Here is a 13,169-nt window from a genome sequence, read left to right on the forward strand (position 1 = left end):
TGGGCGTGGGCATGCCCGCGATAGCGTCAGTCCAGTCAACGTGGTGTTGAATGATCCGCCCTCATCGCGGGCATGCCCGCTCCCACAGGGAGAGGTATTCAGCCTGCAGGAAGGGAGGCTGTTTCAGGGTAGACGGATTGCCACCCGCCGCCCAACGCCTTGTACAACCCGACCATGGCCAACGACACGCCGGTGGAGCTTTCCACCCACTGTTCCTGCGTCGCCAGCAGCGCGCTTTGCACCGTGAGCACGTTGACGAAATCCACCACGCCTTCGACGTACTGCTGTTGCGCGGTCGCCAGCGCGATCTGGTTCTGGCGCACCGCTTCGGCGAGGCTGTCGCGGCGCAGTTGACTGGCGTTGTAGCGGGTCAATTGGTCGTCGATTTCATGCCAGGCGCGCAATACGGTTTGCTGGTACGCCAGCGCCGCTTCCTGCTGCTGGGCCTCACGCAGGTTTAACATGCCTTGCAGGCGCCCACCGTTGAACAGCGGCAGGCTGAACTGCGGGCCGAAGGCGAACGCGCGCGAGCCCCACGAACCGAAATCTGACAATTGCAGCGCTTGGGAACCGAGGCTGCCGGACAGGGTGATACGCGGGTAGAAATCGCCTTGGGCCACGCCAATGTTGGCGGTGGCGGCGTGCAAGCGTGCCTCGGCCTGACGGATATCCGGGCGGCGTTCGGCCAACTCCGACGGCAGGCCGATCGCGACCTGGCGCTGGGTTTGCGGCACGGCGGCGTCTTTGGACAGTTGCGCGTGCAGCGCTTGCGGCGGCTCGCCCATCAACAGGCTCAGGGCGTTGATCAGTTGGTCCTGGCGCTGCTGCAAATCCGGCAGGCGCGCGTCGATGGCAGCGACCTGGGCAGCGGCTTCGGCCACGTCAAGGTCTGTCGCCACACCGTCGGCCAAGCGCAGTTGCGAGAGCTTGAGGCTGTGCCGGGCCACGTCGAGGTTTTGCTCGGTGACCGCACGGGTGTTCTGCACACCGCGCAGTTGGATGTAGTCCTGGGCGGTCTCGGCGAGTACCGATAAGAGCACCGCACGGCGGTCGTTCTCGGCGACTTGCAGGGTGGCGTCGGCGGCTTCGGTTTCACGTTTGACGCGGCCCCAGAAGTCCAGCTCCCAGGCCGCAGAGAAGCCCGTGTCCCACTGGTTGTAAGCCGACCGGCCACCCTCACCAGACGGGTCGTTCAGGCCTTTGGCGCTGTTGCGTTGGCGCCGGTAGTCACCCGTGGCGCTGACGTCGGGGTAACGCTCGGCGGTGGTCACCTGGCGTACCGCGCGGCTTTGTTGCAGGCGGCTGCTGGCCAGTTTCAAGTCGAGGTTATCGGTGACGGCACGGCGTGTGAGGGCCGAGAGTTGCGCATCGTGGAACACGTCCCACCAGCGCTCCTGCAACGGCTCGGTGACGGCGCGGCTGGCGGCCTGACGACCTTGAGGCTCGCTCCATTGCGTGACGTGTGGACCTTGAGGCCGTTGGAAATCCGGGCCGACGGTGCACGCGCTCAGGCTGATCAGGCTCAAGCTGAGCCAGACAAATGACTTCATTGCTGGGCCACCTCACGCGGTTGCGCGAGCGACTGGGTGTCGACACTGGCCTCCACCGACATGCCGACGCGCAAGCGCTCGGTCAGCGGTTGGTTCGGCTCGAGGATGATCTTCACTGGAATACGCTGCACCACCTTGGTGAAGTTGCCGGTGGCATTGTCCGGTTTGACCGAGGCAAACGTCACGCCGGTGGCGGGCGCCAGGCTTTCCAGATGGCCGTTGAGCAACTCGCCGTCGAGGCTGTCGACACGCACCTGCACCGCCTGGCCAGCGTGCATATGCGACAGTTGAGTCTCCTGGAAATTAGCCACCACATAGGCCTCGGCCAAGGGCACCACCGCGAGGATCTTGCTGCCTGGCGTCACATAGGCGCCGACCCGTACCGCACGCTCACCGACCATGCCATCCACCGGCGCAACGATGCGCGTGTATGACAGCTGATAACTGGCCATTTCCAGCGCAGCCTGGGCCCGTTTGAGCCCACCGGCGGCCGCATCACGCTGGGCGGTGAGGATTTCCACTTGCTTGCGTTCGGCGGCCAACACCGCCGTGGCACTGGCCAGGCGCGCGGTGGCCTGGTCGATGCGGGTCTTGGCCTGCTGCGCGTTCTGCACGGTGCCGGCCCCCACGCCGGCGAGGTGGTTGTAGCGGTTCAGTTCATGCTCGGCGAAGGCCACTTCGGCGCGGTCAGCCGACACGGTGGCCTGGGCCTGGGCGATCACCGAGCTTTGGCGCTCCAGGGTGGCGGTGGCGTTTTTCAGTTGGGCTTGGGCAACCAACGTATCCGCGTCGGCGGCTTGGGCGGCCGCGCGAAAATCACGGTCGTCGATCAATGCCAATAATTGGCCGGCTTTGACACGCTGGTTATCTTCCACCAGCACTTCCTTGATGAAGCCGGCAACACGCGGCGCCACCAGGGTGAAGTCGGCGGCGACGAAGGCATCGTTGGTGGTCTGGCGCTGGCTGCCCAGCACGCCTGGCGCGACCCGATAAACCAGCACGCCGACGGCAAACACAGCAATAACGGCGACGGCAATTTTGTCTTTGCGTTTCATGAGAAGTCCTTGAGGCTAGGTCGGTGCGCGAGGCGGAAAGATCCGCGTGGGCATCCAGAAAATCAGCAGGATCAACGCCACCGCGACACCGGCCATGACGTAATAGAGGTCCGCAGAGGTCAGTACCACGGCCTGTTGGTGCAGGCGGTGCGCCAGGCCCGCCGCGTCGCCGTCGGCCAGCGGTGAATTGCCCAGTCGGTCCACCAACATCGTCGAGTGGAAGTGCAGCCGCTGGGTGGTCAGTACCTCAATCACGGCCGTGGCGATCACCGCCGCGAGGCCTTTTACAGTGTTGAACCAGGCCGAGGCGAACGGCCCATCAATCGGCTGGATGCTGCCGGTGGACAGCATCAGCAGCGGCAGTACGGCCATCGGCTGACCAAAAATTTGCAGCAGGTACAGGCCATAGAAGTCATCGCGAATCCACGCCGAGGTCAGGTGTGCGCTGCCGATGCAGCACAGCACCAACAGGCTCAAGCCGATCCCCAGCACCCAACGGCAATCTACCCAACGCAGGTTGCACAGCGCCGCCACCAGCGGCAACGCGATCAACTGCGGCAACGCCATCAGCAACATCACCGGCGCGGTTTGCAGCGGCCGGTAACCCTGGACCTGAGCGAGGAAACTCGATGGGATGATGATCACCGAGGTCAGCACCATCAGCACGCCGGCCAGCACCACCAGGGCAAACGCCAGGTTGCGCAGGCCAAGCATCTGCAACTTGAAGAACGGAATCGGCTGCGACCATTCGTTGATCAAAAACAGCACCAGCAACAGCGTGCCGCCGCTTAGCAGGAATGTGATCAGGCCAGACTCGAACCAATCCAGGCGATTGCCCTGCAACAGACCAATCACCAACATGCAGATCGCCGGAAACCCCAGGAGCAGGCCGCGCCAGTTGAACTGCTTTAATCGCTCCAGGCGCAACGGGTCTTGCGGCAAGCCGTAGGCCACGGCGGCCATCGCCAGCAGGCATGGCCCGACGATCTGCCAGAACGCCCATTGCCAGCCGACGTATTCGGTCCACAACGCCGCCAACGGCGTGCCCAGGCTGGGCCCGAAAGTGGCCGTGAGCGCATAGCCAGCCAGGCCATATAACTTGACGTTGGCCGGCAGGAAACGCAGCGCCACGGTCATCAGCATCGGCGGCAACGCGCCGCCAGCCAGGCCTTGCACAGTACGCAGCACCCACAGGCTTTCGTAGTTCGGGGCAAACGGACACAGGATCCCCAACACCGTGAACAAACCGATGGCCCACAGGGTGAAGCGGCGCAGGGAAAAGGTCACCGAACACCACGGCGCAAACGCCATGGCCGCAACCGAGGTGGCCGTGTAGGCCGCAACCAGCCAGGTGCCTTCGTCAAAGCCGATGTACAGCGCACCACGGATATCCGCGAGGGCGACCTTGGTGACCATCTCGTTGAGCCCGGAAACCAGCACCGCGAGCAACACACCGACCAATCCGATGATGATGCGCGGGCCGAACACGGGCGGGTTCAGCGCAACAGGTTTGGCTGCAGCCTGGAGGGCGGGGGCAGCGAGGGACGTCATGAACAGGTAACTCGGCATTAGAAATACCCGAGCAGTTTAATCAGGCTAATACATGACAAAAAAGTTACTTATCGGCAGGTTATAAGTGCGTCAGACGCAACTGTTAACAACAACGAAATGCTCTAGGCACCGGGCTTGCCCGCGATGCAGGCAACTCGGTCTGTCCGGCAGACCAAGGTGAGGTGATTGCAGGCAAGCCAGCTCCCACCGTTTAAGTGGGTTGGGCTTCCAGCCACGTGGCGTGGCAACTCGCGCGCATGGTCTCGCGCAGCCATTTGTGGGCCGGGTCTTTGTCGAAGCGCGGGTGCCAGGATTGAGCCAGAACCAGCGTCGGCAGGGAGATCGGCAGCGGGAATGAGCGCAGTGGCAGGTTCAGGCGGTTAGCGCTCAACAGGGCTTCCTTGGGCACCGGCAGCAGCAGGTCGGAATCAGGCAGCATGAACATCGCACCGTGAAAGCCGGGCGCGATCATCGCGACACGGCGCTCCAGGCCCTGGGCATTCAGCGCCGTGTCGATCGGACCACGGGCGATACCGCGCCGCGAAATGCTGATGTGGGAATAACTGGCGAAACGTGCGGCGGTGATTTCTTCGTCGAATAACGGGTGGTCTTGCCGCGCCAGGCCGACGAAGGTGGTTGAGAACAAATTCTGCACCTTCACCTCAGGGCTGGCCGGCGGCGTATTGCTGACCCGCAGGTCCAGGCGCCCTTCACGCAACGCATCGTCGTCGGTGTCGCCTTCGGGTACGAAACACAGCTCGCACAGCGGCGCCATGCGCTCCAGGGTGTCGAACAACCGACCGCCATACACCCCGACAAAAAAGTCATTGGCCCTCACGCTGAACCGGCGGCGCAAAGTGCGGAGGTCGACCTGATCCGCCGAGCGAAACAGCAACGCGGCCTGCTCCACCACGTTGCGAACCTGGCCCTGCAACTGCAACGCCTTGGGCGTCGGCACCAGGCCGCGACCGGCGCGCACCAGGATCGGATCACCCACCGCTTCGCGAATTCGCGTGAGGGTGCGGCTCATGGCCGCCGGGCTCAGGTTCATGCGCCGCGCGGCACCCACCACGCTGCCCTCGTCAAGCAAGGCGTCGAGGGCGACCAGCAGGTTCATGTCCGGTAGTTGCATGCCAAGCACTCGTGACCAATGGGGAGTGAACTGGGCGCAATCGTAGCAGGGATGAGGGGCTCAGCGCTGCATACCCCACCGCTTCACCGTCAGCCGCTCGAAGGTGTCGAACACCAGGTTTTCTACAAGCAGGCCGATCAGAATCACCACAGCCAAGCCGGCGAAGACTTTGTCGGTGTACAGCTCATTACGGTTCTGGAAGATGTACCAACCCAAGCCGCCCTTGCCGCTGGTGGCGCCGAACACCAGCTCGGCGGCGATCAACGTACGCCAGGCAAACGCCCAGCCGATTTTCAGGCCCGCCAGGATCGACGGCAGCGCCGCCGGGATCAGGATGAACAGCACAAAACGCATGCCCTTGAGGCCATAGTTGCGACCGGCCATGCGCAGGGTTTCCGACACGCCGAGGAACCCGGAGTAGGTATTCAGCGCCAAGGCCCATAGCACCGAATGCACCAGCACGAAAATCAGGCTGTTCTGCCCCAGGCCAAACCACAGCAGCGCCAGCGGCAGCAAGGCAATCGCCGGCAGCGGATTGAACATCGAGGTCAGTGTGCTAAGCAGGTCGCGCCCCAATTGGGTCGACACCGCCAGCGTGGTCAAGGCGAACGCCAGCACAATGCCGATCAGGTAACCCTTGATCAGCACCGCCAGCGAGATACTCACTTTGCTGAGCAACTCACCACTGAGCAGGCCGTCGAACAGGGCGTGAGAGGTCTGCAGGAAACTTGGCAGCAGCAGGTCATTGTTCTGATAGCGGGCGACCGCCTCCCAGACAATCGCCAGCACGATCAGGATCAGGCCTTTACGCAGCCAACCTTGTTGCCACAGGCGTTGACGCAGGGGAAGCTCGCGTTCCACAGGGACGCTGAGCAGCGGTTCGAGGGTGACTTCAAATTCCTGGCGCATGAGGTGTCCCTTCAGTAGGCGATGCGGATATCGGCGAAACCCAACTCACGTTCGGCCTCGGGCGCTTCATCGAACAGCAGGCGATGAATCCGCCGCGCCGACGCCTGGAACTCCACACCCCCCAGGCTGTGCAGGTCATATTGATGGCTGTGAATTTCCGCCCGCACACGCCCGGGATGCGGCGACAGCAACAGGATGCGATTGCCCACCACCAACGCTTCTTCGATGGAGTGGGTGACGAACAACAGGGTAAAGCGCACCTCTTCCCACAGCAGCAGCAACTCTTCCTGCATCTTACGTCGGGTCAGGGCGTCGAGGGCGGCGAAGGGTTCATCCATGAGCAGGATTTTCGGTTGCATGGCCAGCGCACGGGCAATGGCCACGCGGGCTTTCATGCCGCCGGAAAGGGTATGCGGGTAAGCCTCGGCGAACGCACTGAGGCCGACTTTTTCGAGGTAATGCAGGGCCCGCTCTTCGGCTTCGCGCCGCTTCAGGGTTTTCGACGCCAGGAGCGGGAACATCACGTTCTGCTTGACGGTTTTCCACGGCGGCAGTTGGTCGAATTCCTGAAACACCACAATACGATCCGGGCCGGGCTCATCGACCTTTTGCCCCAACAGGCGAATCTCGCCTTCGCAGGGCTTGATAAACCCGGCAATGGATTTGAGCAAGGTGGACTTGCCGCAGCCTGAGGGGCCGAGCAGTACGTAACGGTCGGCCGGGTCGATCTCGAAGCTGACCTGGTGCGTGGCCCGCACCACGCGCTCGGGGGTACGGTATTCAAGGCTGACGTTATCCACCGCCAACAGGGGTTCGACGGTGGTGTTCCGGTTGCTGGCCGCGTGGCCTTGCAGGGGCGCGTTCATTTCATCTCTCTTGCCGGGAATAAGGTTCAGAAAGGCGCGTCGCCCTGAATGGTGGTGCGAAACAGCTTGCGGCGCAGATGGCTTGGGCAACCTGCGGCCAGGTGAATCAGCGAGCGGTTATCCCAGAACACCAGGTCGTGGGGCTGCCACGGGTGGCGGTAGATGTTTTGCGGCAGCACGCTGTGGGCGTAGAGCTGCGCCAACAGGTCGCGGCTTTCGTCTTCCGGCAGGTCGACGATGCGGGTGGTGAACCCTTCGCTGACGAACAGCGCTTTGCGGCCGTTTTCCGGGTGGGTGCGCACAATCGGGTGTACCACCTCCGCGACTTGGGCGAGTTGCTCGGGCGTCAGGGTCGGGCGCCAGTTGCCTTCGAATTTGCTCTCGCTGTAGCGCGCCGTGTAGGAGTGCGCAGCGCTGCGACCCTCCACGGCTTTGCGCAGGTGCTCGGGCAATTGCTCCCAGGCTTTGTGCATGTCGGCGAATAACGTGTCGCCGCCCTCGGCAGGCAGCTCTTGGGCGTGCAACATCGAGCCCAGGCTCGGCAGCTCTTTGTACGACAGGTCCGAATGCCAGAATTTGCCCGCGTCACCCAGGCCGATGGATTGGCCGTTTTCGATGATATTGGAGACGATCAGGATTTCCGGGTGGTTGGCCAGCAGGAATTGTTTGAGCACGTGGATCTGCAGCACACCGAAGCGGCGGCTGAAGGCGATCTGTTGTTCGGGGGTGATGCGTTGGTCGCGGAATACCACGACGTGGTGATCCAGGTGCGCGCGGTGAATGCGCGCGAAGTCCGTGTCGTTGACCGGGCGGGACAAGTCCAGGCCAATAATCTCGGCGCCGACGCTACCGGGGAACGGGCGAATCTCGAACGTTTGGGCGGTAGAGGTCGCTGTTGGAACAGTAGAGGTGGCGGACATGAGGGCACTCCCGGTCGGACAGGGGAGTGACTTTATAGATATAAGAACGGACGCTTAAATACCGTTAGCGAATATCGATATGCATTAGGGTTGGGATCTGCAGTGAAGCTGATGGCGCCATCGCAGGCCAGCCAGCTCCCACACTTGAATGTGTTCACAAATCAACATGTGGGAGCTGGCTTGCCTGCGATGAGGCCCTGGCAGGCGATAGAGATTACCGCTCGTGCAACGCCTCGGCCCGCGCCTTGATGATCGGCTTGAGCAGGTAGCTCAGGATGCTTTTCTTGCCAGTGATGATATCCACTGACGCCACCATGCCGGGGATGATCAGCAACGGCTTCTCATCGGTGCCCAAGTGGCTGCGGTCGGTGCGCAGGGTGATCATGTAGTAAGTGGTTTTTTTGTCTTCATCGGTAATGGTGTCGGCACCAATGCGTTCCAGCTTGGCCTTCAGGCCGCCGTAGATGGTGTAGTCATAGGCGGTGAATTTAACGATCGCTTCTTGCCCCGGGTGCAGGAAAGCAATGTCTTGCGGGCGGATCTTGGCTTCCACCAGCAGGGTGTCGTTGAGCGGCACGATTTCGACCATGTCGCTGCCCGGCTGGATCACGCCGCCCACGGTGTTGACCAGCAACTGCTTGACGATACCGCGCACTGGCGAGGTGACCAGCGTGCGGCTGACGCGGTCTTCGAGGGCGCGGCCAGTGGATTCGGCCTTGTTCAGTTCGGTGCGGGCTTCGTTGAGCTGGGTCAGCGCTTCACTGCGGAATTTGCCACGGGTTTCGTCGATCTTGCGCTGCACTTCCTTGATCGCCGATTCGGCGCGGGGAATCGCCAGGGTGGTGGCGTCGAGCTGACCACGGGTTTCCATTTCGGCGCGCTTGAGGCGCAAGACTTCCACCGGCGACACCGCACCCTGCGCCACCAACGGCTCGGACATGTTGATTTCCTGGCGTTGCAGGGACAACTGGCTGCGGTACTGGCCTTGCTTAGAGGTAAATTCGCGCAGTTCCTGCTGGCGCTGCACCAATTGCTCCTGCAAGCCGCCCACTTCGTCCTTCAACTGCTGGCGACGGCTTTCATACAAGGAGCGTTCGTTGGCGGCCTGGCTTGGGGCGGCCTTGAGCACCTCGTCAGGGATGTTCAGCGGGCGATCATCCACCTGCGCGCTGAGACGCTCGACACGCAGTTGCATGGCCAGGCGCAAGGCTTCGGTTTCACCGGCATTGGAGACAAACCGCGTGTCATCGAGGCGAATCAACGGCGCGCCAGCCTCTACAATCTGGCCTTCTTTCACATACAACTCGGAAACGATGCCGCCTTCCAGGTTCTGGATTTTCTGCAGCTTGGACGACGGAATCGCCTTGCCGTCGCCACGAGTGACTTCGTCAATGCTGGAGAAACCCGCCCATACCACCAGAAATACGAAGAACGCGATGATCGCCCAGATGGTCAGGCGGATAACCCGCGGTGCATCTTCGATCAGGGCTTTGTTAACCTCGGGCAGGGGCTGGTTGCGCAGGGAGTCGGAGCCTTTGAAATAGCGGCCAACCGCGCTTTTGATGGACTTAAGCAACACTGATCTGCCCCTTTTTCAACGCTTCCATAACCACCGCTTTCGGGCCGTCCGCGAGGATCTGCCCACGGTCGACGACCAACAGGCGGTCCACCAGAGAAAGCAGCGAGGCACGGTGGGTGACCAGCACCACGGTCTTGCTTTGCACCACGGCTTGCAGGCGTTGTTTCAAGCGTTCTTCACCGGTGTTGTCCATGGCGCTGGTGGGTTCGTCCAGCAGCAGGATGGGCGGGTTGAGCAACAATGCACGCGCCAGGGCGACGTTCTGACGTTGGCCGCCGGACAGGTTTTGCCCACGCTCGCCGACTTGCAGCTCATAGCCCTGGGGGTGCAGGCGCGCAAATTCGTGCACGCCGGCCAGCTCGGCGGCTTGCAGGACCATTTCGTCTTCTACGTAACGCGCACCGGACACCAGGTTGTCGCGCAGGGTGCCGGCCAGCAATTGGATGTCTTGGGCGACGTAGCCGATGTTGTGGCGCAGTTCGCTCACATCGATCTGGCGCACATCGACGCCGTCCACCAGCAAGGCGCCGGAGTCGGGCTGATAAAGGCCGACAATCAGTTTGGCGAGGGAGCTTTTACCCGAGCCGCTGCGGCCGATGATGCCGATTTTCTCGCCCGGTTTGATCACCAGGTTGATGTTTTTCAGCGCGGCGTTCTGTTGGTTCGGGTAGGTGAAATTCAGGCCCCGGCACTCGATGGCGCCTTGCAGGGTGCGACGGCTCATCGGGCGCTCTTCGAAATTGCGCTCCTGGGGCAGCTCCATCATCTGGTCCACCGAGGTCATGGTGACCTTGGCTTGCTGGTAACGGGTCAGCAGGCCCGACAGTGAGGCCAGCGGGCTCAAGGCGCGGCCGCTGAGCATGTAGCAGGCAATCAGGCCGCCCATGCTGAGGTTGCCGTCGATGATCTGGTACACGCCGAATACGATCATGACCACGCCGGCCAATTGCTGGATCAGCAGGGTCATGTTCATCGACAGGCCCGACAGCAACTTCACGCGCAACTCAAGCCGGCTCAGGGTGCCGATGGTCTGCTCCCAACCGTACTGGCGCTCGCTTTCGGCGTTGTTGACCTTGACCGCGTCCAGCCCGGCGAGGGTTTCGATCAGGCTCGACTGGCGCTCGGCGGCCAGGGCCATGGTTCGCTCCATGGTCGCCACCAGCGGTTTTTGCAGGGCGTAGCCAATGCCGAGGGCAAGCGGGAACGCCAGCACCGGAATCCACACCAGGTGCCCGCCGAGAATCGCGATTACCAGGAAAATCAGCAGCGTAAACGGCAGGTCGATCAGGCTGGTAAGGGTCAGCGACGCGAGGAAATCACGCAGGCTCTGAAACTCATGAATGTTCTGCGCAAAGCTGCCGACCCGCGCCGGGCGGTACTTCATGGACATGCCGACGATGCGCTCGAACAGCGTGGCCGAGATGATCAGGTCGGTCTTTTTACCGGCCAGGTCCAGGCACAGACTGCGCAGGCTTTTGAGGATCAGGTCGAACAGGTACGCACCGCCGATACCTACGGCCAGCACCCACAGGGTGGCAGTGGCCTGGTTCGGCACGACACGGTCGTACACGTTCATCACGAACAGCGGCGCGGCCATGGCGATGATGTTGATCAGGAAGCTCGCGGCGATGGCATCGGTGTAGAGCCAGCGCGAGCGCATGAGGGTGTCACGGAACCACGAGCGCGCCCGGGGAATCAGGGTGCCGTGGTTGACGTCGAATTTGTGCTGAGGCTGGGCGAAGAAGACCTTGCCGATGTAGTCCTCGGCCAATTGCTCACGCTTGATCAGCACTTCACCGCCGTCGCTTTCGCTGAGCAGGATTCGCGCCTCGTCTTCGCCTTGCCAGCCCACCAGCACGGTACTGCGCCCGTCTTTGAGCAACAGCAGCGCGGGCAATGCAATTGTCGGAATCTGTTCGAGCTTGCGTTGCAGCAACCGCCCCTGCAGCCCGGCACGCGCGGCGGCGCGAGGCAGCAGCTCGGCGCTCAACCGCTGCGAAGGCAGCGGCAGGCCGGTGGTGAGCATGGCTGCGCTGGCGGGTTTTTGATGCAGGGCACAAAGCGCCAACAACCCGTCCAGTAACGGGTCGTCGTGCAGCGTGCGTGGATCATGACTGAGATGAACTCGACTGACTTCGGATTCCACGCGCTGCACTCTCGACTAACAGATGGGGCTATTGGGGTGGCTCAATTCATCCCAGGCAGTTGGACTTTAGGCTTCACGTCGTTCTGCACGACGGAGGCCATCGGTGCGACCACTCCCTGGCTTTTGAGCAATTCGCCCATGGTCGCCTTGATTCGATATTGAGTAAATAACTGAATGTTCTTGATCTCTTCCAAACGACGGGAAGCGGTGAACAATTCGTTCTCGCTGTCGAGCAAATCCAGCAGGGTACGCTGGCCCAGACTAAACTGCTGCTGGTAGGACGTGCGCACACGGGTGCTGTGATCCACGTATTGCTGAGCCACCGGCAACTGCGCATTCGCGTTGTTCAAGGCGTTCCAGGCAAGGCCCAGTTCTTCATTGAGTTGGCGCAAGGCGTTGTTGCGGATATCCAGTGCCTGGCTGGCCTGATACGACTTGGATTGAAGGTCAGCCTTGTTGCTGCCACCGGCGAACAGGTTGAAGCGCATGCGCACCATGGCTTCCCAGCCGTTACTGTGGCTGGCATCGCCGGATACGTTGTTGTCGGCGTTGGTGCCGAGCTCGGCATCAAAACGCGGGTAGAAGCTCGACTTGGCGGCTTCGTACTGGCTTTCGGCGGCGGATATGTCCGACTCGGCCGAACGCAGGATCGGGCTGTTGTCGAGCATCTGGCGGCGCGCTTCATTCAGGTCTGCCGGCAGCATGGCCATGAACGGCGCCGGGCGCTCGAGCTGGTCGGGCATCTGGCCGACTGCACTGAGGTAGTTGACCTGCGAGTCGGCCAGGTTGGTCTGCTCGGTGATCAGGTTGTTGCGGGCCTGGGCCAGACGCGCTTCGGCCTGGTCCTGGTCGGCGCCGTTGCCAACGCCGCGCTGGGTGCGCAATTTGATCTGGTCGTAGATGCGTTCGTGGTTACGCAGGTTTTCTTCAGCCAGGCGCACGAATTCGCGACGGGTCAGCACGTCCAGGTACACCTGGGCGACGGTCAGCCCGGTGCGCTCGGAGGTACCCAGCAACGAGTAAGCACGAGAATTAACGTTGGCTTGTTGACGCCCGACTTCGCTGGAGGTGGCGAAACCGTCAAAAATCATTTGTTGCAGGCGCAAGCTGGACTCGCCGCGATTGAGCGTGTCCCAGTGGTTGCCGTTTGGGCCATTGGCGGCGCGGGTGGTGGAGTTGTCGGTGCCTTCACGGCCGTAACCGGCGTTCAGGTCAACGCGCGGCAGGTAACCACCTTGGGCGGCGCGCAATTGGTAATCGGCGGCGATACGGCTGTTCACACCGGCTTGAATTTCCGGGTGCACATCCAGCGCCTGTTGCATGGCCTGGGGCAATGTTTGGGCTTGTACAAAACTGGCGGCGAGGACGAACGGTATTGCCTTAAACAGGTGCAGACGCATTAAAAAATTCCCCAGGACTTCTTGTCTCAAATCACAGCGATTGGCCTCGCTGCGTCGGATA

The 13,169-nt window shown here is 62.0% G+C and carries 10 protein-coding genes; all 10 read right to left on the reverse strand.

Features of this window, described 5'->3' with window-relative positions; all coding sequences use genetic code 11:
• Positions 1-98: 98 nt before the first annotated feature.
• The 10 genes from JFT85_RS15175 to JFT85_RS15220 all read right to left on the reverse strand — a co-directional run bounded on the left by JFT85_RS15175 (position 99) and on the right by JFT85_RS15220 (position 13,108).
• Complete coding sequence (locus tag JFT85_RS15175; protein ID WP_053253723.1) at positions 99-1,550, reverse strand: efflux transporter outer membrane subunit; 1,452 nt, start codon at positions 1,548-1,550, stop codon at positions 99-101.
• Positions 1,547-2,605: an HlyD family secretion protein gene (locus JFT85_RS15180; RefSeq protein ID WP_073637962.1), complete on the reverse strand. Its 1,059-nt coding sequence runs from the start codon at positions 2,603-2,605 to the stop codon at positions 1,547-1,549. Before JFT85_RS15180 ends, JFT85_RS15175 begins: the two co-directional genes overlap by 4 nt.
• A gap of 15 nt (positions 2,606-2,620) precedes the next feature.
• Complete coding sequence (locus JFT85_RS15185) at positions 2,621-4,156, reverse strand: MFS transporter (protein WP_201230906.1); 1,536 nt, start codon at positions 4,154-4,156, stop codon at positions 2,621-2,623.
• 211 nt (positions 4,157-4,367) lie between these two features.
• Positions 4,368-5,288, reverse strand: coding sequence for a LysR family transcriptional regulator (locus tag JFT85_RS15190; protein WP_053253721.1), 921 nt, complete (start codon positions 5,286-5,288; stop codon positions 4,368-4,370).
• A 60-nt stretch (positions 5,289-5,348) separates the two neighbouring features.
• Positions 5,349-6,197, reverse strand: a complete 849-nt coding sequence (locus JFT85_RS15195; RefSeq protein WP_053253720.1) for an ABC transporter permease — start codon at positions 6,195-6,197, stop codon at positions 5,349-5,351.
• 11 nt (positions 6,198-6,208) lie between these two features.
• Positions 6,209-7,063 carry an ABC transporter ATP-binding protein gene (locus tag JFT85_RS15200; RefSeq protein ID WP_073637964.1) on the reverse strand — a complete coding sequence of 285 codons (855 nt, stop codon included), beginning with the start codon at positions 7,061-7,063 and terminating at the stop codon, positions 6,209-6,211.
• A gap of 26 nt (positions 7,064-7,089) precedes the next feature.
• On the reverse strand, positions 7,090-7,983 hold the full coding sequence (locus JFT85_RS15205) for a TauD/TfdA dioxygenase family protein (RefSeq protein ID WP_073637965.1): 894 nt from the start codon (positions 7,981-7,983) through the stop codon (positions 7,090-7,092).
• A 214-nt stretch (positions 7,984-8,197) separates the two neighbouring features.
• On the reverse strand, positions 8,198-9,562 hold the full coding sequence (locus JFT85_RS15210; protein ID WP_053253717.1) for an HlyD family type I secretion periplasmic adaptor subunit: 1,365 nt from the start codon (positions 9,560-9,562) through the stop codon (positions 8,198-8,200).
• Positions 9,552-11,708, reverse strand: coding sequence for a type I secretion system permease/ATPase (locus JFT85_RS15215; RefSeq protein ID WP_053253794.1), 2,157 nt, complete (start codon positions 11,706-11,708; stop codon positions 9,552-9,554). The genes JFT85_RS15210 and JFT85_RS15215 overlap by 11 nt, the downstream gene beginning before the upstream one ends.
• A 41-nt stretch (positions 11,709-11,749) precedes the next feature.
• Positions 11,750-13,108: a TolC family outer membrane protein gene (locus JFT85_RS15220; protein WP_053253716.1), complete on the reverse strand. Its 1,359-nt coding sequence runs from the start codon at positions 13,106-13,108 to the stop codon at positions 11,750-11,752.
• Positions 13,109-13,169: the final 61 nt, after the last annotated feature.

Origin of the sequence: Pseudomonas sp. TH04 (assembly GCF_016651355.1) — a bacterium.
In the GTDB taxonomy this organism is placed as follows: Bacteria; Pseudomonadota; Gammaproteobacteria; order Pseudomonadales; family Pseudomonadaceae; genus Aquipseudomonas; species Aquipseudomonas fluorescens.

Bases quoted from the DNA above. Each gene is read 5' to 3' on its own strand.
- JFT85_RS15190 (WP_053253721.1), bottom strand. From the start codon at position 5,288: ATGCAACTACCGGACATGAACCTGCTGGTCGCCCTCGACGCCTTGCTT.
- JFT85_RS15200 (WP_073637964.1), bottom strand. From the start codon at position 7,063: ATGAACGCGCCCCTGCAAGGCCACGCGGCCAGCAACCGGAACACCACC.
- JFT85_RS15205 (WP_073637965.1), bottom strand. From the start codon at position 7,983: ATGTCCGCCACCTCTACTGTTCCAACAGCGACCTCTACCGCCCAAACG.
- JFT85_RS15175 (WP_053253723.1), bottom strand. From the start codon at position 1,550: ATGAAGTCATTTGTCTGGCTCAGCTTGAGCCTGATCAGCCTGAGCGCG.
- JFT85_RS15180 (WP_073637962.1), bottom strand. From the start codon at position 2,605: ATGAAACGCAAAGACAAAATTGCCGTCGCCGTTATTGCTGTGTTTGCC.
- JFT85_RS15195 (WP_053253720.1), bottom strand. From the start codon at position 6,197: ATGCGCCAGGAATTTGAAGTCACCCTCGAACCGCTGCTCAGCGTCCCT.
- JFT85_RS15185 (WP_201230906.1), bottom strand. From the start codon at position 4,156: ATGACGTCCCTCGCTGCCCCCGCCCTCCAGGCTGCAGCCAAACCTGTT.
- JFT85_RS15220 (WP_053253716.1), bottom strand. From the start codon at position 13,108: ATGCGTCTGCACCTGTTTAAGGCAATACCGTTCGTCCTCGCCGCCAGT.